The sequence below is a fragment of the Anaeromyxobacter sp. SG64 genome (genome assembly GCF_022690745.1).
GTDB classification, from domain to species: Bacteria; Myxococcota; Myxococcia; order Myxococcales; family Anaeromyxobacteraceae; genus Anaeromyxobacter; species Anaeromyxobacter soli.
Map to the genome: position 1 here is coordinate 1 of NZ_JALCZB010000056.1, position 26,833 is coordinate 26,833.

The window sequence follows — 26,833 nt, forward strand, 5'->3', positions numbered from 1 at the left end:
GCCGCCGCGCCGGGCAAGGACGACGACTTCCAGATCGAGCGGTTCTGAAGGATTCCACGGGGCTGCGCCGCGCGCGGCGCCGGAGAACGTTGGTGCCCACACGGACCCCGCGTCGGGGCTTCCTCCGCGGGGCGAGTGGCGCTATACCCGCGCCGCTCGCTCCAACAGGAGGTCATCCGTGTCCCGCACCTCGCTCCCCCGCGCCGCCGCCGCGGCCCTCCTCGCCCTCCTCGCCGCGGGTTGCCACCGCTCCGGCCCCGCCATCGAGACCGCCCTGCCCGTCCTCCCCGGCGAGGCATGGGACGGCGCGCACGCCGCGCTCGCGCGCCTCGACCCGAACGCCCGCGACGCGAACGTCGCGGGGGGCCGGGCGACCACCGCCAGGGCCGAGCTCGTCGTCGCGGGCGTCCACTTCGACGAGGTGAGGATCACGGGCAAGGCGGATCTGCCCAGGGTCCGGGCCGTCTCCCTCGCGACGAGGCCGCCGTCGAACGGCTGCGATCGCATCCGCGACGATCTCGTGAAGGCGCTCGGCCCGGCGTGGAACGTCGGCGAGACGCAGCTCGGCGCGACGACCGCGCGGCGCGAGGGCCAGATCGCGCGCATCGTCTGCAACGGCGCCGAGCTGTCGCTCACCATCGCGGGCTGAGGCGGGGACCCCGCCGCTCTGGATCGCTCCTGCGGCCACATCGACCGGGCTCCGCGCGGCCGGCCGACCCGCCGCGGGGCGCGTGGTACCCTCGCCGCGGCCGATGCCCGACGACGCTCCCCCGCTCGCGCGCGCCAAGGCGCTCGCGCTCCGCTTCCTCGCGAGCCGCGCCCGCACCGAGGCGCAGGTCCGCGCCCGGCTCGCCAAGGCCGAGCTCTCCGCCGAGGCGGACGCGGTGGTGGGCTGGCTCCGGCGCCTTGGCTACCTCGACGACGCCGCGTTCGCCCGCGCCCGCGCCCGGGCGCTCGTCGCGCCCGGCCGGCTCGGCCCCCGGCTGGCGGAGCGGCGGCTCCGCACGGCGGGCATCCCCGGCGACGCGGCGCGCGCGGCGATCGCCGGCGCTGTGGCGGAGGGAGGGGAGGGCGGAGAGGTCGCGCTGTGCCGGGCGCTCGCGGAGCGCCGGGCGCGCGGGGCCGCGCTCGAGACCCTCGACGACCGCGCGCGCCGCCGGCTCGCGCGCTTTCTCCTCGGGCGCGGGTTCGCGGGCCCGGTCGTGGCGAGGGTCCTCGGGATCTGGGAGGACGGCTGACGCCGTCGCTGGCGGCTGCGCGCCGGGCGGGCCTCTGTTATCCTCCCGGCCTCATGCGCCTCCCCGCCGCCCTCGCGCTCTCGGTCCTCCTCGCCGCGTGTGGCTCCAAGCGCGTCAGCTTCACCGGCCAGCTCAAGTACGGGGCCACGGCCGAGGCCAACTACGAAGCCGGCGTCGACGAGCTGAAGCACGACAACTACTCCGAGGCGGTGAAGTTCTTCGAGTACGTCCGCACCAAGTACCCGTTCTCGAAGTACGCGCCGCTCTCCGAGCTCCGGCTCGCCGATCTCAAGTTCAAGCAGGAGCGCTACGTCGAGGCGGCCGACGCGTACCAGCAGTTCGTCACGATGCACCCGACGCACGAGGAGGTCGAGCTCGCGGAGCTTCGCGTCGGGGTGTCGTACCTCCGCGACGCGCCCGGGGACTTCGTGCTCTTCCCGCCGGCGTACGAGAAGGACCAGCGTCAGGTGGAGAAGGCCGCCCGCGCGCTGCGCGACTTCGTGCAGGCGAAGCCCGACTCGAAGTACGCGCCGGAGGCCAAGAAGCTCCTCGCCGAGGCGGAGGGGCGGCTCGCGAGCCACGAGTGGTACGTGGGCGAGTACTACTACAAGCGCGGGCGCTGGGCCGGCGCGGCCGGGCGCTACGAGGCGCTCGTCTCGAAGTACCCCGGCTCGCGCCACGAGGTGGAGGCGCTCATGAAGCTCGCGCACTCCTACCTGGAGATCGACGAGAAGCACCGCGCCCGCTCCGCCCTGCAGAAGCTCATCGTGAAGCACCCGCAGGACCCGCGGCGCCCGGAGGCGGAGAAGCTCCTTGCGTCGATCCGGTGAGCCGCCGGCCGCGCCGCCGCCGGAGCTCGGCGAGCGCGCCCGCGGCCGGCGTGAGCGCGCCACGCGGGTGGGCGCTCCCCACCTCGTCCCGTCGCTCGCCGCCGTCGCCGCCGCCCTCGTGGTCTGGGCGCTGTGGGGCAAGGTCTCCTGCGGCGACCCGCGCCTCGCGCTGGCGAGCCCCGAGACGCAGGTGAAGGCCGCGCTCGCGAAGCAGGACCGCGCCCGGGTGCCGGACGTCTACGGCTTCCGCGCGGGCGGGATCGCCTCGCTCCGTTCGGTGCGCTACGCGGACGTCGTGGTCGCGATGGATCGGGGAAAGGCGCGGGTCCTGGCCGTCGTCGAGGCGGACGGGGACGTCGCGTGGCAGGAGGAGCGCGCGCGGATCTCCTACGTGGGCCGCGAGGCGTTCGAGATGTCCCGCTGCAGCGCCGCGGGGTGGTGCTCCGACGGCCGTCAGTTCGCGGAGCTGAAGGGCGTGCTCGCCGCGCTGTTCCGCCGGGAGGACGCCTTCAACCGGCGTGACGCGGAGGCCTACGCGCGGCTCGTCTCGGAGCGCTACGCAGGTGCCGGCGGACGTGACGCGCTGCTCGCGCGGCTCGGCGAGGACCTGCGCGCGGGACCGCCGGCGCGCGTGCGCATCCTCGCGTGGCAGATCCGCGTGGAGCGGGATCGCGCGATCGTGGGCGAGGACCAGGAGCTCACCGTCGGCGAGGAGGCGCCGCGGGCGCTGCGCTCGCGGTACGAGCTCCTGCGCGAGGGAGAGCGCTGGACGATCGTCTCCGGGCTGTGACCGGGCGTCGCGCCCGGGTCCGGTGCGCCCCGCGGGCGGCCGGGCCGCGGAGTCCTGCGCGCGCGGCCTGGCCGCGGAGTCCCGGCGACCTCGCCTCGGCCGCGACGCGAGGTCGGGATCGACCGTCCGGCGGCGCGGCGCGTGCTACGCTGCGCGGCCGGGAGGGTCCCGTGGACGACACCCTGAAGCAGGCGCTCGCGCTCGGGCGCGCGTACTATCTGAAGAAGGACTACGGCCTCGCGGAGACGTACCTGACGCAGGTCGTCGAGTCGAACCCGTCCTTCGCCGACGTCTACAACATGCTCGGGGTCGTCTACCACGACCAGGGGCAGTACCAGAAAGCGCTGCGGGCGTTCGAGGCGGCGCTCCGGATCAACCCGGGGTACACGGACGCCGCGCTCAACCTCGCGGTCACCTACAACGACACGGGCAAGTACCGCGAGGCGCAGGAGACCTACCGGCACGCGCTCTCGCGCTCCGGCGCCGCCCACGGGAAGCTGGATCGCTACGTCCAGGGCAAGCTCGCGAACATGTACGCCGACATCGGCGACGTGTACCTCTCCTCCGGGCTCCACGACGAGGCGATCGCCGAGTACCGGCGCGCGCTCGCGCTCGGGCCCGCGTTCTGCGACGTCCGCGCGAAGCTCGCGGGCGCGCTCCGGGACGCGGGCGATCGGGAGGCGGCCATCAGCGAGTACGAGGAGGTCGTGCGGCAGAACCCCACGTACGTCCTCGCCCGGCTGAACCTCGGGCTCGCGCTGTACGGCGGCGGGCGCAGGGACGACGCGGTGGCGCAGTGGCGCGCCGTGCTCGAGATCTCGCCCGGCAACCGGAACGCGGAGCTGTACCTCCAGGTCGCCGGAGGATAGCCGCCCGTCCTCCGGCCCGCGGTGACGAGGCTCCGCGACGGACGCCTCGTCGCCCCTGCTCCGAGCCACGCGAAGCCGACCGGAGTCGACGTTCGACGCGCCGTGCGCGCTGGCCCGGGTCGCGTATCCGCCGCCAGAGCACCGCGGGCGCCTCGCGGTTGCCCGAGCGCCCGCCCGCCGGTATGGGGTAACGGCATGGATCCCGAGAAGAAGATCCGCCTCACGAGCTTCAGCCACGGCGCGGGTTGAGCCTGCAAGATCCGCCCGGCGGATCTGGCGCAGGTGCTGCGCCACGTGCCCAGGATCGAGGAGCCGCGCGCGCTCGTGGGGACCGAGACGCGCGACGACGCCGCGGTGTACCGGCTCTCGGACACCGAGGCGATCGTCGAGACGGTCGACTTCTTCACCCCCGTGGTGGACGACCCGTACTGGTTCGGGCGGATCGCCGCCGCGAACGCGCTCTCGGACGTGTGGGCGATGGGCGCCCGGCCGCTCTTCGCGCTCAACCTCGTGAGCTGGCCGGTCGGGAAGCTGCCGATGGAGCTGCTCGGCGAGGTGCTGCGCGGCGGGGCGGAGTCGGCGCGGCTCGCCGGCGCGCCCATCCTGGGCGGCCACTCCATCGACGACCCCGAGCCCAAGTACGGGATGGCGGTCACCGGGATCGTCCACCCCGATCGCATCCTCCGGAACGTCGGCGCGCGCCCCGGCGACGTCCTCCTCCTCACGAAGCCGCTGGGGATGGGCATCGTGACCACTGCCATCAAGCGGGAGGAAGCCGGCGCCGCGCTCGTGGACCTCGCCATCGAGGTGATGAGCGCGCTCAACCGGACGGCGGGCGAGATCCTCGCGGCGAGCGGCGCCGTGCACGCCCTCACGGACGTCACCGGGTTCGGGCTCCTCGGCCACGGCTGGGAGATGGCGGAGGGCTCGGGGGTGACGCTCCGGCTCCGCGCCGAGGCGATCCCGGTGCTGCCCGGCGTCCAGGATCTGGCCGCGAGGGAGATCGTGCCCGGCGGCTCGCGCGCGAACCTCGCCTGGGTCCGGCCGAACGTGCACTTCGCCGAGGGCCTCCACCCGACGACGCCCATCGTCCTCGCCGACGCGCAGACGAACGGCGGGCTCCTCGCCGCCGTCGATCCCGGCCGCGCCGCCGGGGTGCTCGAGGCGCTCCGCGCCGCCGGCGTCGCCGCCGTCGAGATCGGCGAGGTGGTCGCGGGTGAGCCTCCCCGCCTCGAGGTCCTCTAGGCGGAGGGCGGCGAGCACGGCGATCGCGAGAGCGGTGCCCCCGAGACGGCGCGCCGAGGCCGCCCGCGGGCGCGGAATGGCCCGGCGAGCCGGGGAGGGGAAGGGGCGCCCACGTCGCGCTGCTCGGCTGAGCGCGGGCGCGGCGGCCGTGAGCAAGGCCGTGGAGCGGGACGCCGGCCGGCCCTCTGCTAGAATTCACGGGCGATGCTCGCCCCGCTCGCCGCCGCGCTCCTCCTCGCCGCCGCGCCGCGCGCGCCCGGCTTCGTCGCCGTGGTGGATCCGGGGCACGGCGGCGATCAGGAGGGCGCGCTCTCGCCGCTCGGCGACAAGGAGAAGGACGTCGCGCTGGAGATCGCGCGCCGCGTGGCCGCGCGGCTCCGGACGATCGGCGGCAAGGTGGTGCTCACCCGCACCGGCGACATCGGCGTGCCGCTCGCGAACCGCGCCGCCATCGCGAACGCGCTCCGCGCCGACCTGTTCGTCTCGGTGCACCTCAACTCCATGCCCTCGGCCGAGGCGCGCCGGCACTCCGCCGGCGTCGAGACCTACTTCCTCTCCGCCGACGCGACCGACGCCTCGGCGACGGCGGTGGCCGCGCGCGAGAACGCCGATCGGCTCGCCGGAGAGCCGGAGCTCGATCCCGCCGATCCCGTGGCGGCGATCCTCCAGGACCTCGAGGACCAGGACGCGCTCGCGGGCTCCTCGCGGCTCGCGTACGCGGTGCACGAGAAGCTCGTGAGCGCGCTCGGCGCCGAGGACCGCGGGGTGAAGCAGGCGCCGTTCTACGTGCTCGCGGGCGCGCGCATGCCCGCGGTGCTCCTCGAGGTCGGCTTCATCTCGCACGACGGGGAGGCGGCGCGGCTGCGCACGCCCGAGTACCAGGAGCGGATCGCCGCCGCGGTCGCGGAGGGCGTCGCCGCCTGGCGGAACGCGACGCGCCGGGCCGGGCGCTAGAGGACGGGGCTTCCCGTCACTCCGCTGCGTCCCCCGGACAGTCGAACCTGAGCCTGTCGAAGAAGCGTCGGAGCCGCGGGGCCCTAGACCCGCGCGCCGGGCACCTGGGCCAGCGCTCGCGGTCAGCGTGTCCCGGGCGCCGGCAGCGGGGGACCGGGGCGTTCGCCCTCCGGATAGGCCCCCGCGGGCGTGACGGGGGAGGTGTCGTCCCAGGACCGGCAGGCGCACACGACGCAGCCGCGGGTCCGGTCGGTCGCGCACTCCTCCACGCCCAGGCACCGGCGCCGATCTTCCCCGGAGCAGAGGCCTGCGCGGCTCGGGGTGAGGCAGCCCGCGGCGAGCGAGGCGGCGATGGCGACGACGAGCGGGCGCATGCGGATCCTCCGGAGACAGCAAAGCACGCCGCCCCCGCGCGGTCGACACCGTGGCGGCGGCCGACGCCCCGTGCTATCTCGCCGCCCCATGCGCACGAACGGTCGCGGCCAGCGGGATCTCCGGAACGTCGTCCTCGAGCCCGGCGTGTCGAAGCACGCGGAGGGCTCCTGCCTCGCGAGGTTCGGCGACACGCACGTGCTCTGCACCGCGACCGTCGACGAGAAGGTGCCGCCGCACGTCTACGGCACGGGGGCCGGCTGGGTCACCGCGGAGTACGGGATGCTGCCGCGCTCGACGCACGAGCGGATGGCCCGCGAGGCCGCGCGCGGCAAGCAGGGCGGGCGCACGCTCGAGATCCAGCGGCTCATCGGCCGCGCCCTGCGCGCGGCGATCGACCTCCGCGCGCTCGGGCCGCGGACGATCACGCTCGACTGCGACGTCATCCAGGCCGACGGCGGCACGCGCACGGCCGCGATCACCGGCGGCTACGTGGCGCTCGTCCTCGCCATCCGCGCGCTGCAGTCGCGGAAGACCATCGCCCGGAACCCCGTGGCGCGGAGCGTCGCGGCGGTGTCGGTCGGCATCGTCGAGGGCGAGGTCTGCGTGGACCTCGACTACGGGGAGGACTCGACCGCGGAGGTGGACATGAACGTCGTCGCCACCGGCGACGGCGCGCTCGTCGAGGTGCAGGGGACCGCGGAGGGGAAGCCGTTCCCCCGCGCCGATCTCGACCGGATGGTCGACGCGGCGCTCGAGGGGATCCGCCGCCTCCAGGAGCACCAGGAGCAGGCGCTGCGGAGGTGAGCGTGGACCTCTTCTTCGCCACCACGAACCCCGGCAAGCTCCGCGAGCTGCGCCGGCTGGTCTCCGGGCTCCCCATCCGCGTCGTCTCGCCGGAGGACCTCGGGCGCGACCTGCCCGAGGTGGAGGAGGACGGCGCCACCTTCCAGGCGAACGCGGAGAAGAAGGCGGCCGCGTACGCGCGGTTCGCCGGCATGCCGGCGCTCGCCGACGACTCGGGGCTGTCGGTGGACGCGCTCGGCGGCGCCCCCGGCGTCCGCTCCGCGCGCTGGTCCGACGAGGAGCCGGGGCCCGCGCCGGCGAGCCCCGTGTGCGAGCTCGCCGAGGGCGCCGCCGCCGAGCTCGGACCGGTCGCGGGAAGGGCGGCGCGGGACGAGCGCAACAACGACAAGCTGCTCCGCTCCCTGGCCGGGCTGCCGGACGGGCGGCGCGGCGCGGAGTACGAGGCGGTGCTCTCCGTGGCGCGCGCCGACGGGACGATCGTCGCGAGCGTGACCGGGGTCTGCCGCGGACGCATCGGGCACGCGCGACGCGGGTCCGGCGGGTTCGGCTACGACCCCCTCTTCGTGCCGGACGCGCAGGACGGGCGGACGATGGCGGAGCTCTCGCCCGAGGAGAAGGACGCGCTCTCGCACCGGGGCGACGCGTTCCGGAAGCTCCGCCCCTGGCTCGAGCGGATCGCGCGCGAGGGCGCTTGACGCCAGCACGGCGAGAGGCTAATGACGGGCGTTCTCGGAAACGGGGTGGCCTCGGGCCTCCTCCAGCGTCCGGGGCGTAGCGCAGCCTGGTAGCGCGCCTGCCTTGGGCGCAGGAGGTCGCGGGTCCGAATCCCGCCGCCCCGATCTTTGACAGCATGGGATGGCCGGGACGCCGAGAACGCGGCGTTCCCCAGCAGTATGCGCCCGTAGCTCAGTCGGATAGAGCGTCGGCCTTCGAAGCCGCAGGTCGGGGGTTCGATTCCCTCCGGGCGCGCCAGATCGTATTTACGGTGAGTATAGCTCAATCGGTAGAGCACTGGACTGTGGATCCGGGGGTTAAGGGTTCGAGCCCCTTTACTCACCCCAGTTTTACCAAACGGCACCTGCGCCCGTAGCTCAGCTGGCCGGGGCCCGGGGCCAACACTGGCCCCGTACGAACCTTCGGCCGCGGGCACGAACGACCTGCGACTTTCACGCGCCCGTAGCTCAGCTGGATAGAGCAGCGGCCTTCTAAGCCGCGGGTCGGGGGTTCGACTCCCTCCGGGCGCGCCACCCTCCGGGCGCGCCAAACGCGTCCGGCGCGGAGGCGCAGCCGGATGATGACGCTGCGCCAAGCCGTCGTTGACATACTGCGAGGACGCTGCTAGATACGCGGCCCCTCGGCCATCCCGAGCAGCATTCGGGCGCATAGCTCAACTGGCAGAGCAATGGACTCTTAATCCATAGGTTGAAGGTTCGATTCCTTCTGCGCTCACACGACGGGGACCTGGCGAGAGCCGGGTCCCCGTCGACCTTTTTCCGGACGGCGCGCGCGCAGACGGACGCGCCACGGCGCCACCGGCGGGGAGGACGAGCGGGCTCAGTCCTTCTTGCCGCCCTCGATCACGCCGAAGCGGGGGCGCTTGCGCTCGGGCGGGCGCAGGATGCCGCCGATGATGGACGGCCACGGCAGGGCGCAGTCGAAGCGGCGGCCGCGGAACGTCAGCTCGGCGCGCACGCCCCACTCGTCGAGCAGCACCTCCCGGGCGTCGCGCCCGGCGACGAGGTTCAGCCGGACGAGCTCCTCGTCGTGCAGGTACTCGGGGAGCTCCACGCCGGGCGCCGCCGGCGCGACGATCACGCACTCGATCGCCTGGGCCGCTCGGCAGGCCTCCAGCATCTCGGCGTGGCGGCGCTGCAGGGCATAGAGCTCCAGCACCCCCTCCGCCCACGCGGGGCAGGCGGGCAGGCACTTCTCTTCCGGGGGATGCTGGTGGACGACCGTCACGGGCCCTCTCGTACTACAAACCCGGGCCGTCGTCTGCGGCGGGCGTGGTAAACGTCGTCGCCACCGGGGCGGGTGGCGGAACTGGCAGACGCACCAGACTTAGGATCTGGCGCCGCGAGGCGTGAGGGTTCGAGTCCCTCCCCGCCCATTTCGCGCTTGACCGCGCCCGCCCGGCGCACATAGCACTACCGGCTTTCCGCCGATCCCGCAGAAGGGCCCGAAACGACATGAAGATCCAGGTCGAGAACGTCTCCCCCGTCGAGAGGAAGGTCAGCATCGAGGTCGATCCCGACCGCGTCGCCCAGGAGCTCGAGCGCGCGTACGTCGGGCTGGGGCGTCGCGTGAAGCTCCGCGGGTTCCGCCCCGGCAAGGCGCCGCGCAAGGTGCTCGAGCGCCAGTTCCGCGCCGAGGTCGAGAGCGAGGTCCTCGAGAAGATCGTCCAGCAGACGTTCTCCGAGGCCGTGAAGGTGGAGTCCATCCCGCTCGTCGCGCCGCCGCACGTCTCCGTGTCGGAGGGGGTCCAGGACGGCAAGCCGGTCCGCTACACCGCGCGGGTCGAGGTGAAGCCCCGGATCGAGCCGAAGGACTACCGCGGACTGGAGGTCACCCGGAAGCCGCCGGAGGTCACCGACTCGATGGTGTCGGACGAGTTGACGCGCCTCCAGGAGTCGATGTCGCAGCTCGTCCCGGTCGAGGGCCGGTTCGAGGCTCAGGAGGGCGACTGGGCGGTCATCGACCACGAGGGGACGATCGAGGGCAAGCCGTTCGAGGGCGGCAAGGCCGAGGGCGTCACCGTGAAGATCGCGCCGGGCGCGATCTCCGACGGGAACCTCGAGGCCCTGAAGGGCAAGAAGCTCGGCGACACGGTCGAGATCGACGAGCCCTTCGCCGAGGACCACCGGGTGGAGGAGCTCCGCGGCAAGGTCGCCCACATGAAGGTGACCCTGAAGGCGCTCAGGACGCGCCAGCTCCCCGCGCTCGACGACGCGCTCGCCAAGGAGGTCGGCATCGAGGGCATCGAGACGCTCGACGCGCTCCGCGCGCGCATCCGCGCGGATCTCGAGAAGCGCGAGAAGCGGCGCGCCGAGAGCGAGCTGAAGGACGCGCTCGTCAAGGCGGCGCTCCAGAAGAACGAGTTCGAGGTGCCCCCCGCGCTCGTGGAGCGCGCGATCGACGCGATGCTGGAGGGTGCGGCCGAGCGGTTCGCCCGCTCAGGGATCGACATCCGGAAGCTCGAGCTCGACTTCGCCCGGATGCGGGCGGACATGCGCGAGCAGGCGCTGCTCCAGGTCCGGGGCGCGCTCCTCCTCGAGGCGATCGCCGACACCGAGAAGCTCGAGGTCACGGACGAGGACTTGCAGGCCGAGGCCGCCCGCATCGCGGAGGAGCTCGGGGCGCCCCTTGCGAAGGTCCAGCAGCAGATGCGCGGCAAGGACGCGCGGGAAGCACTAAAGAACAGGGTACGGGAGGACAAGGCGCTCGCCTTGCTGTCCTCGTCCGCCAACATCCAGTCCGCCTGAGAACGGGGTCAAAGCCATGCCCTACATCCCGATGCCGTACGTCGTCGAGCAGACGCACCGCGGCGAGCGCAGCTACGACATCTACTCGCGCCTGCTCAAGGACCGGATCGTCTTCCTCGGCACGCCGATCGACGACGACGTCGCGAACGTCGTCATCGCGCAGCTCCTGTTCCTCGAGTCCGAGGACCCGGACAAGGACATCAGCCTCTACATCAACAGCCCGGGTGGCTCGGTGACCTCCGGCCTCGCCATCTACGACACCATGCAGTACGTGAAGCCGCAGGTGTCCACGATCTGCCTCGGGCAGGCGGCGAGCATGGGCGCGTTCCTCCTCGCCGGGGGGGCGGCCGGCAAGCGGTTCGCCGTGCCGAACGCGCGCATCATGATCCACCAGCCCATGGGCGGCTTCCAGGGCCAGGCAACCGACATCGACATCCAGGCGCGAGAGATCCTGCGGCTCAAGGCGAAGCTGAACGACATCCTCGCGAAGCACACCCGCCAGGCGCTGGAGCGCATAGAGAAGGACACCGATCGCGACTACTTCATGGGGGCCGGCGAGGCCAAGGAGTACGGCCTCATTGACGACGTCATCGTGCACAAGCCGAAGGCGATGGAGAAGAAGTCGCAGTAATATTCAGAGGGCGTCGCGCCGGGGTACCCCGAGGGGCAGCAGCCGGGTGAGCGTGCTCGTGACGAGGAGGTAGGCTTTGGAGAAGCGCGAGACCTTGAGCTGCAGCTTCTGCGGAAAGTCGCAGAAAGAGGTCAAGAAGCTCATCGCGGGACCGACGGTCTACATCTGCGATGAGTGCATCGGCCTCTGCAACGACATCATCGCGGAGGAGATCGCCGGCGAGGAGAAGCGCGAGCAGAAGCTGCGCGTGCCGCGCCCGTCGGAGATCAAGACCATCCTCGACGAGTACGTGGTGGGGCAGGAGCGGGCCAAGAAGACGCTCGCCGTCGCCGTTCACAACCACTACAAGCGCATCGAGAGCCGGGTCTCGATCGACGACGTGGAGCTGCAGAAGTCCAACATCCTGCTCCTCGGCCCGACCGGCTCCGGCAAGACGCTGCTCGCGCAGACGCTCGCCAAGATCCTGAACGTCCCGTTCACGATCGCCGACGCGACGACGCTCACCGAGGCGGGCTACGTCGGCGAGGACGTCGAGAACATCATCGTGAACCTGCTGCAGGCCGCCGATCACGACATCGAGCGGGCGCAGAAGGGCATCGTCTACATCGACGAGATCGACAAGATCGCCCGCAAGAGCGAGAACCCCTCCATCACCCGCGACGTCTCGGGCGAGGGCGTCCAGCAGGCGCTCCTCAAGATCATCGAGGGCACCGTCGCGAACGTCCCGCCGAAGGGCGGCCGGAAGCATCCCCAGCAGGAGTTCCTGCAGGTCGACACGACGAACATCCTCTTCATCTGCGGCGGCGCCTTCTGCGGCCTCGAGCAGATCATCGAGCGCCGCTCCGGCGGGCGCAGCCTCGGCTTCGGCTCCGACGTCACCTCGAGGAGCGAGAAGAACATCGGCGAGCTGCTCGCGATGGTGGAGCCGGACGACCTGCTCAAGTTCGGGATGATCCCCGAGTTCGTCGGGCGGCTCCCGGTCATCACGAGCCTCGAGGAGCTGGACGAGCCGGCGCTCATCGAGATCCTCACGAAGCCGCGGAACGCGCTCGTGAAGCAGTACAAGAAGCTGCTCGAGATGGACGGCGTGTCGCTCAAGTTCACGGACGGCGCGCTCAAGGCGATCGCGCGCGCGGCCATGAAGAACAAGGCCGGCGCCCGCGGCCTGCGCGCCATCCTCGAGAGCGCGATGCTCGACATCATGTACGACGTGCCGAGCCGCAGGAACGTCCGCGAGATCGTGATCTCCGAGGACGTGATCGACAAGAAGGAGGCGCCGCTCGTCGTGATGCAGAAGGAGGCGGAGAGCGCGTAGGCCCTGCCGCCGCGCCCGCTCCTCGACGGGGCCGCCTCCGGGCGGCCCCGTTCGCGTCTCAGACGTTCGCGTGGACGTACCGAAACCACGCGAGGCGATCGGCGAGCGCGTCGCCGGTCGGCGTGTTCCAGCGCGGCGGCGCCGCCGCCCAGCGCGCGCGCAGCTCGGTCGCGAGCCGGCGCGCCTCGGCGAGGTAGCCTCGCCGCAGCGCGGCCGCTTCCTCGTCCGAGAGGGGCGGCTCCGCAGGCGCGGCAGGCGCCGCGAGGTCGGGCAGCGTCGAGACGTCGAGATCCACCGGGCGTGGATCCGGGGGCGGTGCCTCGACGAGCCGCCAGCTCCCGTCCATCCAGCCGAGCCGGTACAGCGGCACGAACGCCTCGCCCTCGTCGGCGAGGAGCTCGATGGCGGCGAGGAGGAAGTCCACCTCCTCGGCGGTCGCGTGGTAGGGCAGGGAGATCCGGACCCAGCCGGGCTTCAACGCCTGCACCCCCGCGGCGATCGCGCGCCGGAACTCGGCGGAGCGGTCCGGGCCGATGCCGAGGAGCCGGTGCCCGTACGGCCCGGCGCAGGAGCAGCCCGCGCGGCTCTGGATGCCGAACAGATCGTCGAGCAGGGTCGAGACGAGCCCGTGGTGGAGCCCCTCGACGTTGAACGACAGGATGGGCAGGCGCGGCCCGCCGGAGGGCCCGTAGAGCCGGACGCGCGGGTGACGGCGCAACCGGGCGCAGGCGGTCTCTCCGAGCGCGAGGTCGTGGGCGAGGATGCGCTCCGGTCCCACGAGCTCCTTCACCAGGAACGCGAGGCCCGCGCGGACGTCGCCCAGGATGTCGGGCGTCCCGCCCTCCTCCCGCTCGGCGAGCCGGTGGGTGTAGTCCACCGAGAGGCGCGCGTGCGCCGCCTTCGCCGGCGCCTCGCCGGGGCCGACGTAGTCCACGGTGCCGCCGCCCGGCCGCTCGGGTGCGCGGCTGCGGAACAGCTCGCGGTGAGCGACGAGCACGCCCGAGCCCTCCGGCCCGCCCAGGAACTTGTGGGTGGAGAAGAAGATGGCGTCGAGCCGCTCGGCCGGATCGGCGGGGTGCATGTCGACGGGCACGTAGGGCCCCGCCGCCGCGTAGTCGGCGCAGGCGAAGAAGCCGTGCGCGTGGAGGACGCGCGCGATCGCCGGCACGTCCGAGAGCGCCCCGGACACGTTCGAGGCGGCGGAGAAGGCGCCGACGCGGAGCGGACGGCCGGCGTGCGCCCGGGCCTTCCGGGCGAGGTCGTCGAGATCGAGGCGCCCCGCGACGTCGAGCTCCACCTCCACGACGTCCGCGACGGACTCGAGCCACGGCAGCTCGTTCGAGTGGTGCTCGTATGGCGAGACGAGCACGATGGGGCGCTCGTCGTCGGGGATCGCGCGCGAGAGGCCGTAGCGGCGCTCCAGCGGCTCCGACACGCGCAGGCCGAGCAGGCCCACGAGCTTGTTCACCGCTGCGGTCGCGCCGCTCCCCACGAAGAGCACCACGTCGTCGGCGGAGGCGTTCACGCAGCGGGCGATCGCCCGGCGCGAGTCTTCCCGCAGGCGCGTCATGGTGCGGCCGGTGGTGGAGATCGCGGTGTGCGTGTTCGCGTAGAGCGGCCGCGCCGCGGCGATGCGCGCCTCGACGAAGGAGAGCGCGCGGCCGGAGGCGGTCAGGTCGGCGTAGGTCACGAGCCGCGCGCCGAACGGCGTCGAGACGAGGGTGCGCCGTCCGATCTCGGAGGCGCGGAGGAGGGCGGTGGCCTCGGCGAAGGTCATCGCCCCTGGTTCTATCTGCCCGGCAGCCAGGGCGCCAAGCGGGCGGTGGCGCGCCGCCGGGGCGGAGGCACGGCTGCCCGGCGGTGCGCGGGACCCGCGCGGGAATTGCACCGGCGTGCGCGCCGTTCAGGGGCGGGTCGCCTCCGCGCCGCCACGGAGGGGAGCGGCTCGCCCCGCACGCGCTGCCCCGCCAGGTGCCTGCGGGAGCGCTCGCGGCGTGCCCGGCCGGGCACGCGAAGTCCCTGTGCGGTGCGCACGGTTCGGCTCGAAGAAGCCCGGCCGGTTCGCTGTTACATGGTGGTAGAAATCTCGAACCGCCGGCGGGTTCCCCCGCTTGGCTCCAAGGAGCAGAACGACGTGCCCATCTTCTCGCGCAACGACGACGGCAAGAGGGACGGGAAGAAGAGCCGCAGCCTGCCGCTCCTCCCGCTCCGCGACATCATCGTGTTCCCGCACATGGTGGTGCCGCTGTTCGTCGGCCGGCAGAAGTCCATCGCGGCCCTCGAGGAGGCGATGGCCCATGACAAGACCATCCTCCTCTGCGCCCAGAAGAAGGCGAAGACGAACGAGCCCTCCTCGGACGACATCTTCGCGGTCGGGACCATCGGCACGATCATCCAGCTGCTGCGGCTCCCCGACGGCACCGTGAAGGTGCTCGTGGAGGGCAAGCTCCGCGCGCGCGTGCGGCGCTTCCTCGACTCCGACCGGTTCCTGCTCGCCGAGGCCGACGAGATCGAGGAGACGAGCGACAGGACCGTCGAGCTCGAGGCGCTGATGCGCTCCGTGCAGTCGACGTTCGAGGCCTACGTCAAGCTCAACAAGCGGATCCCGCCGGAGATGCTGACCAGCGTCGCGTCGATCGACGACCCGGCCCGGCTCGCCGACACGATCGTCGCGCACCTCTCCCTCAAGCTGAACGACAAGCAGTCGATCCTCGAGACCGAGTCGCCCACCAAGCGCCTCGAGAAGCTCTACGAGCTCATGCAGGGCGAGATCGAGATCCTGCAGGTCGAGAAGAAGATCCGGACGCGCGTCAAGAAGCAGATGGAGAAGACGCAGAAGGAGTACTACCTCAACGAGCAGATGCAGGCGATCCAGAAGGAGCTCGGAGAGCGCGACGAGTTCAAGAACGAGATCCAGGAGCTCGAGGAGAAGATCAAGAACAAGAAGATGTCGAAGGAGGCCACCCTCAAGGCCAAGAAGGAGCTCAAGAAGCTCAAGATGATGAGCCCGATGAGCGCCGAGGCCACGGTGGTGCGCAACTACATCGACTGGATCCTCTCGCTCCCCTGGTACGAGTACACCGAGGACAAGCTCGAGATCCCGGAGGCCGAGCGGATCCTCGACGAGGATCACTACGGGCTCAAGAAGCCGAAGGATCGCATCCTCGAGTACCTCGCCGTCCAGAAGCTCGTCGAGAAGATCCGCGGCCCCATCCTCTGCTTCGTCGGGCCGCCCGGCGTCGGCAAGACCTCCCTCGCGCGCTCGATCGCGCGCGCGATGAACCGCAAGTTCGTGCGCATCAGCCTCGGCGGCGTCCGCGACGAGGCCGAGATCCGCGGCCACCGGCGCACGTACATCGGCGCGCTGCCCGGCAAGATCATCCAGTCGCTCAAGAAGTCGGGCTCGGGGAACCCCGTCTTCCTCCTCGACGAGGTGGACAAGATGTCCACCGACTTCCGCGGCGATCCCTCCGCCGCGCTGCTCGAGGTGCTCGACCCGGAGCAGAACTACAGCTTCAACGACCACTACCTCGATCTCGACTACGACCTCTCCAAGGTCATGTTCATCTGCACGGCCAACACGATGGGCGGGATCCCCGGGCCGCTGCAGGACCGCATGGAGGTCATCCGGATCGCCGGGTACACCGACCTCGAGAAGCTCTCGATCGCCCAGCGCTACCTGATCCCGAAGCAGCGCGAGGTGAACGGGCTCGAGAACGTCCCCGTCGAGTGGAAGCGGCGCGCGCTCAAGGCCCTCATCCACAAGTACACGAAGGAGGCCGGCGTCCGCTCGCTGGAGCGCGAGATCGGCTCGGTGTTCCGCAAGATCGCGAAGGACGTCCTGAAGAGCGGCTCGCTCGACGGCAAGCAGTACGTCGTCACCGAGAAGGCCGTGCAGAAGTACCTCGGCCCGCCGCGGTTCCGGTACGGCACCGCGGAGGAGGAGGACCAGATCGGCCTGACGACCGGCCTCGCCTGGACCGAGCTCGGCGGCGAGCTCCTCACCGTCGAGGCCCAGGTGATGCCCGGCAAGGGCAAGCTCATGATCACCGGGAAGCTCGGCGAGGTGATGCAGGAGTCCGCCCAGGCCGCGATGAGCTACGTCCGCTCGCGCGCCGATCTCCTCGGGCTCGACAAGCGCTTCCTCGAGAACGTGGACATCCACGTCCACGTGCCCGAGGGCGCCATCCCGAAGGACGGTCCGTCCGCGGGCATCACGATGGCGACGACGCTCGTCTCCGCGCTCTGCCGCTTCCCGGTCCGCAAGGACGTCGCCATGACCGGCGAGATCACGCTGCGCGGGCGCGTCCTGCCGATCGGCGGGCTCAAGGAGAAGGTCCTCGCGGCGCACCGCGGCGGGATCAAGAAGGTCCTCATCCCGAAGGAGAACGCGAAGGACGTCCGCGACATCCCGAAGATGGTCCGCGAGCGGCTGCAGATCGTCACCGTGGAGAGCGCCGACGAGGTGCTGCGCGAGGCGCTCGTCCTCGAGCACCCGGAGACGTTCCTGCGGCACTCGCCGGAGGAGCCGCACGAGCACGCCGAGACGGCGGCGCAGGCCTAGGACCGCGCCGTCCGCGAGCCGCGACGAGACAGGCCGGGCGCCCGAAGGGGCGTCCGGCCTTTCTTCATCGAGGGCGAACGCGCGGATGCGCGACGCGCGAGCGAAGCGAGCCCGCGGGCGCCCTCGCGGCGGTGAGGCGCCCTCGGCGGCGCGCGGATCCGGCGGGCAGGGGCGAAGGCGCAGCGCCCGGTCAGAGGCCCCCGAGCCGCGCGTAATACCGGTGCGCCCCGCGCGCGCTCGGCAGCGGAACGAGCCCCAGGCGCGCGAGGTCCCAGCCGGGCGCGCCGTCCTTGACCACGACCCAGCGCCGCGCCACGCGGCGCGCGGCCAGGATCGCGTCGGGCGCGAGCGGGCGCCCCTCGGCGAGCCGGCGGACGAGGTCGAAGCCGCCGGGCTCGGCGCGCGCGTGGCGGAACATCGGGTCGAACACCACCACGTCGAAGCTGCGGGGCGGCAGCGCGGCGAGCGCGACGGCGTGCTCCTCCGGGCGCACCTCGATCCGGCGCGCCGCCGGGTCCGCGTGCCGGGCGAGCCCCTCGGCGACCCACGCCGCGAGCGCCGGCGATGCCTCGAGCCCGACCACGCGGCCGTCCGGACCCACCGCCACCGCCGCGACGAGCGCGTCCGCGCCGAGCCCGAGGGTGCAGTCGAGGATCGCGTCGCCCGGGCGGACGTCGGCGGCCGCGAGGAACGGATCCGGCGGCCCCGCGTCCTCGCCCCGGGCCGCCGCGGCGACGCGCTTCGCGCGGAGGGCGCCCATGCCGGGCGACCAGACGTGCTCCGCCCCGTCCACGCGCAGCGCGGCGTGGCGTGCCGAGAGGACGAGCAGCGCGTCCGCCCCGGCCTCGGCGCGCACCGCGTCGAGCGAGCGGTTTCCCCGGGCGCAGAAGAGGAGGCCGTGCCGCGCCGCGGCGGCGCGGGCGGAGGCCTCCTCGGCGGGGGAGGGGCGGAGCGGGGTGGTGACGGCGAGCTTCACGGGGCGGGTTGTGGTCGCTACGCAAGAGTTATATAATAGTTCCTGAATGATGACGAGGAAGACCAACGGGCGCGCCGCGAAGGTCCGCAGCTTCTCGGCGACGGACGAGGACACGGCCATGCTGGACGCCGTCGCCCGCTACCACGGGTTCTCCAAGTCCGCGACGCTCGTCGGCCTCGTCCGCCGCGAGTTCTGGCGTCTCTTTCCCGCCGGCACGGGCGACATCAAGCCCGCGCGCGGCGCCCGGGTGAAAGAATGACCCTCCCCGCCTTCCCCATCCACGACCCCGTCGCGAGCCCCGAGTCCGGCAGCGACCTCCCGGAGGACGACGTGCGCGAGCTCGAGGAGGAGATCCGCGCGCTCGCGAAGGAGAAGGACGCGGTCATCCTCGCGCACAACTACCAGCTCCCCGAGGTCCAGAAGATCGCCGATCACGTCGGCGACTCCCTGCAGCTCGCGATCACCGGCAAGAAGGTCCCGCAGTCCACGATCCTGTTCTGCGGCGTCCACTTCATGGCGGAGTCGGCGAAGGTGCTGGCGCCGGAGAAGCGCGTGCTCCTGCCGAACCTCTCGGCGGGCTGCTCGCTCGCGGACTCGATCACGCCGGAGTCGCTCGAGGACTGGAAGGAGCGCTACCCGGACCACGCGGTCGTCACCTACGTGAACTCGTCCGCGGAGGTGAAGGCGCTCTCCGACATCTGCTGCACGAGCGCGAACGCGGCCTCGGTCGTCCGCTCGCTGCCCCAGCGGAAGATCCTCTTCACGCCGGACCGGAACCTCGGCAACTGGGTGAAGGGGAAGGTGCCGGAGAAGGAGATCGTCGTCTACGACGGCTGCTGCCCCGTCCACGACGTGCTCCGCTCCGCGAACGTGAACCGGGTGAAGGACGCGCGGCCGGAGGCCATCGTCATCGCCCACCCCGAGTGCCGCGCCGACGTGATCGACGTCGCCGACGAGGTCTGCTCCACGACCGCCATGCTCGGCGCGGTCGAGAAGCACCCCGAGGCGCGGACGTTCATCGTCGCGACGGAGCACGGCATCGTCTACCAGATGAAGAAGCGCTGGCCCGACAAGGAGTTCATCGTCGCCGACGGCTGCATCGGGTGCCGGATGCACTGCCCGTACATGAAGATGATCGACCTCGTCATGATCCGCGACGCGCTCCAGCACGGGAAGCACGCGATCGACGTCCCGCTGGACGTCGCCGAGGGCGCGCGGAGGGCTTTGGAGCGGATGATCGCGGTCCCGCGCGACGCCTAGCTGCGGCGCACGATCCCGGGCCTGCGGCGGGCGTCCTCGCTCTCGCTAGCCGATCGCGAAGTAGACGAGGAACGCGATCGCCGCCCCCGCCATGAGCGGGTGGACCTCGCGGACGCGGCCGCGGAGCACCTTCAGGAGGACGAACGACACGAACCCGGCGCCGATGCCGTTCGTGATCGAGTAGGTGAACGGCATGACCGTGAAGGTGAGGAACGCCGGGATCGACTCGGTCGGGTCCTCCCAGGGCAGCGCCCCGACGTCGCGCATCATGAGGAAGCCGACGAGCACGAGCACCGCGCCGGTCGCCTGCGGCGGGACGACGCCCGCGAGCGGGGAGATGAAGAGGCAGAGCGCGAACAGCGCGCCCGTGACGACGGAGGTGAGCCCGGTGCGTCCGCCGGCGGCCGCGCCGGCGGCGCTCTCGGCGTAGGTCGTCGCCGACGACGAGCCGGCAGCACCGCCGACGACCGCCGCGAGGGAGTCGATGAGGAGGACCGTACCCGGGCGCGGGAAGTTGCCCCGCTCGTCGAGGTACTTCGCCTCCTGCCCGACCGCGACGACCGTGCCGACCGTGTCGAAGAAGTCGGACAGCATGAGCGAGAAGACGACGAGCGCCGCGGTGGCGCCGCCGAGCACGTGGATGAACCCGAAGTCGAAGTGGCCGAGCTGCCCGAAGTCCGGCAGCGCGAAGGGCGACGTCGGGAGCACGACCTCCCACGGCTTGAACCCGGCCGCGCCGCCGAACATCGCCTTCGCCGCGATGGCGATGGCGGTCGAGGCGCCGAGCCCGATGAGCAGCGCGCCGCGGGTGTTCCGCGCGATGAGCCAGCCCGTGAACACGAGGGTGAGCGCGAACAGCACCACGGGGAAGCCCCTGAGGTGCCCGGCCTGTCCGAGCGCGACGGGCACGGGGTCCGCCACGTTGCGCGAGATGAACCCGGCGTCGACGAACCCGATGATGGCCAGGAAGAGGCCGATGCCGATGCCGATCGCCCGCTTCATGCTCATCGGCACGGCGCGGACGACCGCCTGGCGGAGCCCGGTGGCGACGAGCGCGGTGATGACGAGACCCTCGGCGACGATGACGCCCATCGCCTGGGGCCAGGTGAGGCCGCGCGCCGCGACGAGCTGGAACGCCACGACCGAGTTCAGGCCCATCCCCGCCGCCAGCGCGAGCGGCAGGTTCCCGAACACGCCCATCGCCAGGGTCATGAGCGCGGCCACGAGCGCGGTCGAGGTGAGGAGGGCGGGCTGCGAGAGCTTCGCGCCGGTCGCGTCGGCGACGCCGCCGAGGATCGCCGGGTTCACGAAGACGATGTACGCCATCGTCACGAACGTCGTGGCGCCGGCCAGGATCTCGCGGCGCACCGTCGTGCCGCGCGCCGTGAGGCCGAAGAAGCGGTCCAGGGCGCCGGTGGGGGCGGGGGTCGGGTTCATGTCGGTCTCGTGGCGGATGGGGCCGTAAGAGGCGGCGGAGGATAGCAGGGCGGGGCGACCGCCGGCCCCGAAAAGGAAGGGCCCGGGTGCCTCATGGAGGGCACCCGGGCCAGGTCCAGCACGGCTCGGTTCGGTTACTTGCGGGCCGCGCGCGCCGGCTTCTGCGCCTTGCCGCTCTTCGCGGGCGGACGGAGCTCCGCCACCACGCGATCGGCGCCGTAGATCTTCGTCAGCGCCTCGATGAGCGCGTCCGAGTGGACCGCCACGGTGCGGTTCACCGCCGGGTCGAAGCCGTAGTCCCCGCCGAGCGACTGGATGTTGCCGTCGAAGACGAGGCCGACGATCTCGCCGTCCTTGTTGATGACCGGCGAGCCCGAGTTGCCCCCGATGATGTCGTTCGAGGTGACGAAGTCGAAGCGGGTCTGGAGGTTCAGCCGGTCCTTCGCGGCGAGCCAGCTCTCCGGCAGCGCGAAGGGATCGCGCCCGGTGGCGCGCTCGTACGCGCCGGCGAACGTCGTGAACGGCTCGACCGTCTTGCCCTTCTCGGTCCAGCCCTCGACCGCGCCGTACGAGAGGCGGAGCGTGAACGTCGCGTCGGGGTAGGTGGTGCGCCCCTGGACCGCGAAGCGCGCCTCCGCGATCCGCTCGTGGTTCTTCTGCACGACCGACTCGACCTCGTCCTCGAACGTCTTGCGGACGGCGCGCGCGTCGGGGTCGATGGCGGCGGCGAGCGCGAGGAGCGGGTCGTTCGCACCCTTCACGGCCGCCTCGCCGCCCTCCCAGAGCTGCTTGCGGACCGCCACGTCGCGGAGCTTGGTCGTCTCGACCACGCGCTTCGCGACCTCCTGCGGCGACTCCTTCCCGAGGAGCTTCTTCATCACCGGGTGATCGGGGCCGAGCCGCTCGCGGATCTTGGAGAGCGAGTGCCCGAGCAGCAGCGTCTCGAACTCGGGGTAGATGGGCGCCTCGCTGAACAGCTCCTGCGTGAGCGCGGGCAGGTTCGAGTCGCGGAACTCGCGGAGCCGGTCCGGGCTCGCCTTCTGCCGCTCCGCCGCGCCGCGGAGGAGGTCGCGCGCGATGGCGAACAGCGTGCTGTTCCTGAACCCGCCCTCGAGCGAGTTGTACTCGTCACGGAGCTGCAGCACGCGGTCCTGCGCCTTCGCGATGGCGTCGAACGCGGGCAGCGCGTCCTTGCCGCGGGGATCCTTCGCGAGCGCCGCCTTCAGCGCCTCCTCGTTCGCGACGAGCGACCGGAAGAAGGCGCGGTCCTGGAGCGCGAGGAACCGGCCGCGGAGCGCCTTGTAGCCGTTCTCCACGTAGAAGAGGTGGGCGTTCGAGATGCGCTTCTGCTCGGGGCCGAGCATCTGGAAGCCCGTGAGGAGGCCGCGCAGCTCCGCGAGGCTCTGCAGCCGGTCCGGGAGCACGACGTCGCGCTGCATCGCGAGCTGGGCCACGGTGAGCGCGCGGTCGGTGCCGCCCGGGTGGCCGGAGACGAACGTGAGCTCGCCCGCCTCGGCGCCCTTCTGCGACCAGCGGAAGTGGTTCTTCATCTTCGCGGGCTTGCCGCCCTGGTAGACGCGCAGGAACGACACGTCGAGGTCGTAGCGGGGGAACATGAAGTTGTCGGGATCGCCGCCGAAGAAGGCGATGGCGAACTCGGGCGCGAACACGAGGCGCACGTCCTGGAACCGGCGGTACTTGTAGAGGTCGTAGACGCCGCCCTGGTAGAGCGTCACGACGTCGCAGCGCAGGTCGGGCGAGGTCTGGCACTCCTTCTCGATCCGCGCCATCTCGCCCTGCAGCGCCTTGTGGTACGCCTCGCCCTCGAGCCCCTTCGTCGCGGCGCGGACCCGCTGCGTCACGTCGCTGATCTGGACGAGCTGGTTCACCTCGACGGTCGGGCACTTCACCTCGTCCGCCTGCGTCTTCGCGTAGAAGCCGCTCTTCACGAAGTCCTTCTGCGCGGTCGAGAGCTGCTCGATGCACTCGTGCGCGCAGTGGTGGTTCGTCATCACGAGGCCGTCCTCGGAGACGAAGCTCGCGGAGCAGCCGCCGGCGAGGCGCACCGAGGAGAGGCGGGCGTTCTCGAGCCACGCGTCGCTCGGCCGGAACCCGTACTTCTTCTCCACCTTGTCGCTGGGGAACGCGTCGTACGTCCACATGCCCTCGTCCGCCACGGCGGCGAGGGGCGCGAGCAGGACCAGCGCGACGACCAGTCTCTTCATGAGGTTGCCTCCGGGGAGAGTACCGGGGCGCCTTTTCCCCGGTTGCCGGCGGTCATAGGACCGGCCCGGGAGTGAGTCAACTAAGCCGGAAACGTGACGGCCCCGCGGTAGGATCCCGCCGTGCTCTCCTCGCGCACCGCCTGGGATCTCGCCGCCAACGCGCTCGCGGCGCGCACCGACGCGCTCCGCGCGAGCGGCCGGCCGGTCCTGGATCTCGCCGAGTCGAATCCCACCCGGGCCGGCCTCGCCTGGGACCCGGCGGAGCTCACCGCCGCGCTCGCCGATCCGCGCGTCGCGTCCTACGAGCCGACGCCGCAGGGGCTCCTCGCGGCGCGGGAGGCGGTCTCGCGCTATCTCGCGGCGCGCGGCGCGGCGGTGGACCCGGGCCGGGTCCTCCTCACCGCCTCGACGAGCGAGGCGTACGCGCTCCTCTTCAAGCTCCTCTGCGATCCCGGCGACGAGGTGCTGGTGCCGGCGCCGTCGTACCCGCTGCTCGACCTCCTCGCCGACCTCGAGGCGGTCCGCCTCGTCCGCTACCCGATGCGCTACGACGGGAGCTGGCACCTCGATCGCGCCGCGCTCGAGGCGTCGATCGGGCCGCGGACGCGCGCCGTGGTGGTCGTCTCGCCGGCCAATCCGACGGGCGCGGTGCTCGACGCGGAGGAGCTCGCCGGACTGGATCGGCTGTGCGCCGCGAACGATCTCGCGCTCCTCGGCGACGAGGTGTTCGCCGACAGTGCGCTCCGGCCGTGCCCGAGCGTCGCTGCGGGCGAACGCGAGGCGCTCGCGTTCCACCTGTCGGGCCTCTCCAAGGTGTGCGGGCTCCCGCAGCTCAAGGTCGGCTGGATCGCGGTCGCGGGGCCTTCGGCCCGCGTCGAGCCCGCCCTCGCTCGCCTCGAGGTGGTCTCGGACGCGTACCTCTCCGTCTCCGGGCCGGCGCAGCTCGCGCTGCCCGGGCTCCTGGCGGGGCGCGAGCGCTTCCTCGCGCCGCTCCGCGTCCGGCTCGCGGCGAACCGCGCCACCCTCGCGGGGGTCCGCGGTGCGGCGGCGGACGTGCTCGCCTCCGCCGGCGGCTGGAGCGCGGTGCTCCGCATCGGCGAGACGATCGACGAGGAGGCGCTCTGCCTCGACCTCCTCGAGGACGGCGTCGTCGTGCAGCCCGGCTTCTTCTACGACTTCGAGCGGCAGGGCCACCTGGTCGTGTCGCTGCTCCCCCCGCCGCCCGAGTTCGCGGCGGGGCTCCGCCGCGTCCTCGACCGCTGTGGAAACGCCGATTTCGCCAGTCCTTCCGGGCGATAGCGCCCGATCGCCGATCGGGCCATCGGTTTGACACCCCTCCGATCGCCGGCCTATAAGCCGAGGGGCAATGAACCGGCTCAAGCTCTGGCTCTTCGCGCTCGTCGTCGTCGCGGCGGCGGGCGTGGCGGTGTACCTCCATACCCGCACGATGCGTGAGGAGGCGCTCGCGGCCGTGGACGCCGACGTCGCCTCCGCCGCCCAGCACGCCGAGGCCGCGAAGAGCGCGCTCGCACACGACGCTGCCGCCGCCGCCGCGCTCGTCGCGCGCGACCCCGCGCTCGCAGGGACCCTCGCCTCCGGGGGTGCCTCCGCGACCGACCCCGCCGCCCGGGCCCACCGGACGCGCGCCGTCGCGCCCGCGGGGTCGGACCCCGCCGCCGCGGAGCTCGTCACGGAGCGTGCCGCACGGGCCGCGCTCGCCGGAGCGGAGCGCGCCCTCGGGTTCCGGTTGCCGGAGGGGACCACCGTGATCGCCGCGTCGCGCGAGACGCTCGAGCGTCGCGAGGCGGGGGCGGGCGAGGCCGCAGCGCTGCTCCGCGCCGCGGTGGAGGGTGGATCGCCGCGCGGTCACGTCCGCGCCGGCGGCAAGCTCCTCTTCGCCGCCGCGGCGCCGGCGGGCGACGGCGCCGGGGTGCTCGTGCTCGCGCCGGTGGGCGAGGCGTTCGCGCGCGGGATCGCCGCCGCCTCGAGGGTGCCGGTGCTGCTCGTCGCGCCCGAGGCGAAGCCCATCGCCGTCGGGATCCTCCCGCTCGCCGACGAGGCCGCGATCGTGAAGGCCGCGAGCATCTTCGGCGTGACCTCGGACGCCGGCCGGCTCGGGCCGGTGGACCTCGGGGTCAGCGCCGTGAAGCTCCCCCGGGCGCCGCTCCTCGGCGCGTCCGCGCCCGGCTACCGCGTCCGCTCGGTGGCGCTCGAGGGCGTGAAGGGGGCCGCGGTGATCGCGGTGGCTCCCACCGCCTCGAGCCTCGCGCCCATCGTGATCCTCCAGTGGCAGGCGATCGGCGCGCTGGGGCTCGCGATCGTGCTCGCGGGCCTGTTCGGCGTCCTCGTCCGCGCGGCGGAGCCCGCCCCCATGCTCCCCGAGTCGCTCCTCTCGGCGGCGGCGCGCCTCGAGAAGGGCGACTTCTCCGCGCGCGTGCCGGAGCTCGCCGGCCAGCTCGGGACGGTGGCCGCCGCGCTGAACCGCGCCGCCGAGGCGGCCTCGACGCCGCCCGCGGCGGCGCCGGCGCCCGCAGAGGATCTCTTCGCGCGCGCCGCGCGGCCCGCCGAGGCGGACCCGTCCGCGTTCGAGTTCCCGCTGCGCGCCCCCGAGCCGCTCGCTCCTGCGGCCGAGGCGAGCGCGGCGCCGCCGGCTCCTCCCGCGCCCGCCCCCGGGCACGCGGACGCGGCGCGCGCGGGCGTGATCGTTCCCCCGGCGCCCGCGGAAGAGCCGCTCGCGGCGCCCGCAGAGCTCCTGCAGGCCGCCGCCCAGGCCGCAGCCCCCGACGGCGACGACGAGCAGGGCCACTGGCGTCAGGTCTTCTCCGACTTCCTCCGCACGCGGGGCGAGTGCGGGGAGGCGGCGGGCGGGCTCACGTTCGAGCGGTTCGCCCAAAAGCTCGCCTCCAACAAGGCGGCCCTCGTCTCGAAGTACGCCTGCCGGACCGTCCGGTTCCAGGTGTACGTGAAGGACGGGAAGGCGGCGTTGAAGGCGACTCCCGTTCGCTGACCCGAGGGATTGAAACCTACGCGGCCGGCGGAAGCGTCAGCGTGAACGTCGCGCCCGCGCCCTGCACGGAGGCGACCTCGAGCGCGCCGCCGTGCTCCTCCGCGATGCGCTGCGCGATGGCGAGGCCGAGGCCGGTGCCGCCCTCCTTCGTGGTGAAGTAGGGCTCGAAGACGCGCGGCAGCTCCTCCGGGCCGATGCCCGGGCCGGTGTCGGAGACGGAGAACGCCACCGCCGGGCCGGCGCGGCGCGCCGCGAGCCGGAGGGTCCCGCCCGCCGGCATCGCGTCGAGCGCGTTCCCCACGAGGTTCAGGAGCACCTGCAGGATCTGATCGCGATCGGCGAGCACCGGCGGCAGCCCGGGCTCGACCTCGCGCGCCACGACGACGCCCTCGGGCGGGGTCGGGAAGAGCGCGAGCACCGACTGGACGAGCTCCTCCGGGGAGATCGCGGCCCGCTCGGGAGCGGGCAGCCGCGCGAACCGGCTGAACTCGTCGACGATGCGCTTCAGGCGCCGGACCTCCTCGCCGATCGCGCGCGTGCCCTCGTCGAAGATCTCACCGAAGTCCCGCCGACCGCGGGCGTGCGCGTCGCGCAGCGTCTCGACGCTCATGGCGATGGGGGTGAGCGGGTTCTTGATCTCGTGGGCGAGCCGCCGCGCCACCTCGCGCCACGCGGCGATGCGCTCGGCCTGCGCGAGCCGGCCGCGGCTCGCGGCCAGATCGGCGGTCATGCCGTTGAACGCGCGCACGAGCTCGCCCACCTCTCCGGAGGCGCCGACGCCCTCGACGCGCGCGCCGAGGTCGCCCGCCGCGACGCGCAGCGCGGCGGAGC

Annotated in this window: 24 protein-coding genes and 6 tRNA genes; 23 read left to right on the plus strand and 7 right to left on the minus strand. The window is 72.7% G+C overall.

What is annotated here, in order from left to right:
• Window positions 1-178: 178 nt before the first annotated feature.
• The 7 genes from MNZ29_RS15825 to MNZ29_RS15855 all read left to right on the plus strand — a co-directional run bounded on the left by MNZ29_RS15825 (window position 179) and on the right by MNZ29_RS15855 (window position 5,926).
• A complete protein-coding gene (locus MNZ29_RS15825; protein ID WP_242355867.1) occupies window positions 179-649 on the plus strand; it encodes a hypothetical protein in 471 nt (156 codons plus the stop codon).
• 103 nt (window positions 650-752) lie between these two features.
• Entirely contained in the window at window positions 753-1,238 is a 486-nt protein-coding gene (locus MNZ29_RS15830) for a RecX family transcriptional regulator (RefSeq protein WP_242355869.1), read from the plus strand.
• A gap of 53 nt (window positions 1,239-1,291) precedes the next feature.
• The gene (locus tag MNZ29_RS15835) at window positions 1,292-2,068 is read left to right on the plus strand and encodes an outer membrane protein assembly factor BamD (protein WP_242339808.1); all 777 of its coding nucleotides are present in this window, start codon (window positions 1,292-1,294) and stop codon (window positions 2,066-2,068) included.
• A complete protein-coding gene (locus tag MNZ29_RS15840) occupies window positions 2,052-2,858 on the plus strand; it encodes a nuclear transport factor 2 family protein (protein WP_242339810.1) in 807 nt (268 codons plus the stop codon). Before MNZ29_RS15835 ends, MNZ29_RS15840 begins: the two co-directional genes overlap by 17 nt.
• A 170-nt stretch (window positions 2,859-3,028) precedes the next feature.
• Window positions 3,029-3,727 carry a lipopolysaccharide assembly protein LapB gene (locus MNZ29_RS15845; protein WP_242355871.1) on the plus strand — a complete coding sequence of 233 codons (699 nt, stop codon included), beginning with the start codon at window positions 3,029-3,031 and terminating at the stop codon, window positions 3,725-3,727.
• A 195-nt stretch (window positions 3,728-3,922) separates the two neighbouring features.
• Complete coding sequence (gene selD, locus MNZ29_RS15850) at window positions 3,923-4,972, plus strand: selenide, water dikinase SelD (RefSeq protein ID WP_242339814.1); 1,050 nt, start codon at window positions 3,923-3,925, stop codon at window positions 4,970-4,972.
• A 204-nt stretch (window positions 4,973-5,176) separates the two neighbouring features.
• Entirely contained in the window at window positions 5,177-5,926 is a 750-nt protein-coding gene (locus MNZ29_RS15855) for an N-acetylmuramoyl-L-alanine amidase (RefSeq protein ID WP_242339816.1), read from the plus strand.
• A gap of 122 nt (window positions 5,927-6,048) precedes the next feature.
• Here the strand turns inward: MNZ29_RS15855 and MNZ29_RS15860 are convergent, their stop codons facing one another.
• Window positions 6,049-6,300 carry a hypothetical protein gene (locus MNZ29_RS15860; protein ID WP_242339818.1) on the minus strand — a complete coding sequence of 84 codons (252 nt, stop codon included), beginning with the start codon at window positions 6,298-6,300 and terminating at the stop codon, window positions 6,049-6,051.
• 88 nt (window positions 6,301-6,388) lie between these two features.
• On the opposite strand from MNZ29_RS15860, the gene rph reads away from it, so the two are divergent.
• The 7 genes from rph to MNZ29_RS15895 all read left to right on the plus strand — a co-directional run bounded on the left by rph (window position 6,389) and on the right by MNZ29_RS15895 (window position 8,554).
• A complete protein-coding gene (gene rph, locus MNZ29_RS15865; RefSeq protein WP_242339820.1) occupies window positions 6,389-7,105 on the plus strand; it encodes a ribonuclease PH in 717 nt (238 codons plus the stop codon).
• 2 nt (window positions 7,106-7,107) lie between these two features.
• Complete coding sequence (gene rdgB, locus MNZ29_RS15870) at window positions 7,108-7,800, plus strand: RdgB/HAM1 family non-canonical purine NTP pyrophosphatase (protein ID WP_242339822.1); 693 nt, start codon at window positions 7,108-7,110, stop codon at window positions 7,798-7,800.
• 70 nt (window positions 7,801-7,870) lie between these two features.
• Window positions 7,871-7,944: transfer RNA gene (locus tag MNZ29_RS15875), tRNA-Pro, on the plus strand.
• A gap of 56 nt (window positions 7,945-8,000) precedes the next feature.
• Window positions 8,001-8,077: transfer RNA gene (locus MNZ29_RS15880), tRNA-Arg, on the plus strand.
• A 13-nt stretch (window positions 8,078-8,090) separates the two neighbouring features.
• Window positions 8,091-8,166, plus strand: a tRNA-His gene (locus MNZ29_RS15885).
• A gap of 109 nt (window positions 8,167-8,275) precedes the next feature.
• Window positions 8,276-8,352, plus strand: a tRNA-Arg gene (locus tag MNZ29_RS15890).
• A 129-nt stretch (window positions 8,353-8,481) separates the two neighbouring features.
• Window positions 8,482-8,554 (plus strand) — tRNA-Lys (locus MNZ29_RS15895).
• 105 nt (window positions 8,555-8,659) lie between these two features.
• Here the strand turns inward: MNZ29_RS15895 and MNZ29_RS15900 are convergent.
• Window positions 8,660-9,067: a hypothetical protein gene (locus MNZ29_RS15900; RefSeq protein WP_242339824.1), complete on the minus strand. Its 408-nt coding sequence runs from the start codon at window positions 9,065-9,067 to the stop codon at window positions 8,660-8,662.
• A gap of 66 nt (window positions 9,068-9,133) precedes the next feature.
• On the opposite strand from MNZ29_RS15900, the gene MNZ29_RS15905 reads away from it, so the two are divergent.
• The 4 genes from MNZ29_RS15905 (at window position 9,134) to clpX (ending at window position 12,533) form a co-directional block, all read left to right on the plus strand.
• Window positions 9,134-9,215 (plus strand) — tRNA-Leu (locus MNZ29_RS15905).
• A gap of 79 nt (window positions 9,216-9,294) precedes the next feature.
• On the plus strand, window positions 9,295-10,587 hold the full coding sequence (tig, locus tag MNZ29_RS15910) for a trigger factor (RefSeq protein WP_242339826.1): 1,293 nt from the start codon (window positions 9,295-9,297) through the stop codon (window positions 10,585-10,587).
• Between the two features lie 16 nt (window positions 10,588-10,603).
• Window positions 10,604-11,218: an ATP-dependent Clp endopeptidase proteolytic subunit ClpP gene (gene clpP / locus MNZ29_RS15915; protein ID WP_242339828.1), complete on the plus strand. Its 615-nt coding sequence runs from the start codon at window positions 10,604-10,606 to the stop codon at window positions 11,216-11,218.
• 76 nt (window positions 11,219-11,294) lie between these two features.
• Window positions 11,295-12,533 carry an ATP-dependent Clp protease ATP-binding subunit ClpX gene (clpX, locus tag MNZ29_RS15920; protein WP_242339830.1) on the plus strand — a complete coding sequence of 413 codons (1,239 nt, stop codon included), beginning with the start codon at window positions 11,295-11,297 and terminating at the stop codon, window positions 12,531-12,533.
• Between the two features lie 58 nt (window positions 12,534-12,591).
• On the opposite strand, the gene MNZ29_RS15925 is transcribed toward clpX, so the two are convergent.
• Entirely contained in the window at window positions 12,592-14,310 is a 1,719-nt protein-coding gene (locus MNZ29_RS15925; RefSeq protein ID WP_242355873.1) for an aminotransferase class V-fold PLP-dependent enzyme, read from the minus strand.
• 363 nt (window positions 14,311-14,673) lie between these two features.
• Between MNZ29_RS15925 and lon the strand changes: the two genes are divergently transcribed.
• Entirely contained in the window at window positions 14,674-17,097 is a 2,424-nt protein-coding gene (lon, locus tag MNZ29_RS15930; protein ID WP_374109408.1) for an endopeptidase La, read from the plus strand.
• Window positions 17,098-17,287: 190 nt separating this feature from the next.
• On the opposite strand, the gene MNZ29_RS15935 is transcribed toward lon, so the two are convergent.
• On the minus strand, window positions 17,288-18,073 hold the full coding sequence (locus MNZ29_RS15935; protein ID WP_242339836.1) for a class I SAM-dependent methyltransferase: 786 nt from the start codon (window positions 18,071-18,073) through the stop codon (window positions 17,288-17,290).
• A gap of 46 nt (window positions 18,074-18,119) precedes the next feature.
• Between MNZ29_RS15935 and MNZ29_RS15940 the strand changes: the two genes are divergently transcribed.
• Both MNZ29_RS15940 and nadA read left to right on the plus strand, forming a co-directional pair.
• Complete coding sequence (locus MNZ29_RS15940; protein ID WP_242355877.1) at window positions 18,120-18,332, plus strand: hypothetical protein; 213 nt, start codon at window positions 18,120-18,122, stop codon at window positions 18,330-18,332.
• On the plus strand, window positions 18,329-19,333 hold the full coding sequence (gene nadA / locus MNZ29_RS15945) for a quinolinate synthase NadA (protein WP_242339841.1): 1,005 nt from the start codon (window positions 18,329-18,331) through the stop codon (window positions 19,331-19,333). Before MNZ29_RS15940 ends, nadA begins: the two co-directional genes overlap by 4 nt.
• A gap of 45 nt (window positions 19,334-19,378) precedes the next feature.
• On the opposite strand, the gene MNZ29_RS15950 is transcribed toward nadA, so the two are convergent.
• Both MNZ29_RS15950 and MNZ29_RS15955 read right to left on the minus strand, forming a co-directional pair.
• Window positions 19,379-20,770 carry an NCS2 family permease gene (locus MNZ29_RS15950; RefSeq protein WP_242339843.1) on the minus strand — a complete coding sequence of 464 codons (1,392 nt, stop codon included), beginning with the start codon at window positions 20,768-20,770 and terminating at the stop codon, window positions 19,379-19,381.
• Window positions 20,771-20,904: 134 nt separating this feature from the next.
• Complete coding sequence (locus tag MNZ29_RS15955; protein ID WP_242339845.1) at window positions 20,905-22,995, minus strand: S46 family peptidase; 2,091 nt, start codon at window positions 22,993-22,995, stop codon at window positions 20,905-20,907.
• Between the two features lie 120 nt (window positions 22,996-23,115).
• On the opposite strand from MNZ29_RS15955, the gene MNZ29_RS15960 reads away from it, so the two are divergent.
• Together MNZ29_RS15960 and MNZ29_RS24585 are read left to right on the plus strand one after the other, a co-directional pair.
• On the plus strand, window positions 23,116-24,294 hold the full coding sequence (locus MNZ29_RS15960) for a pyridoxal phosphate-dependent aminotransferase (RefSeq protein ID WP_242339847.1): 1,179 nt from the start codon (window positions 23,116-23,118) through the stop codon (window positions 24,292-24,294).
• 67 nt (window positions 24,295-24,361) lie between these two features.
• Window positions 24,362-26,002 carry an MXAN_5187 family protein gene (locus tag MNZ29_RS24585; RefSeq protein WP_277957079.1) on the plus strand — a complete coding sequence of 547 codons (1,641 nt, stop codon included), beginning with the start codon at window positions 24,362-24,364 and terminating at the stop codon, window positions 26,000-26,002.
• A 16-nt stretch (window positions 26,003-26,018) separates the two neighbouring features.
• Here MNZ29_RS24585 and MNZ29_RS15970 read toward each other — a convergent pair.
• Window positions 26,019-26,833 (minus strand): HAMP domain-containing sensor histidine kinase (locus MNZ29_RS15970; protein ID WP_242355879.1); only part of this gene is annotated, 815 nt, incomplete at its 5' end.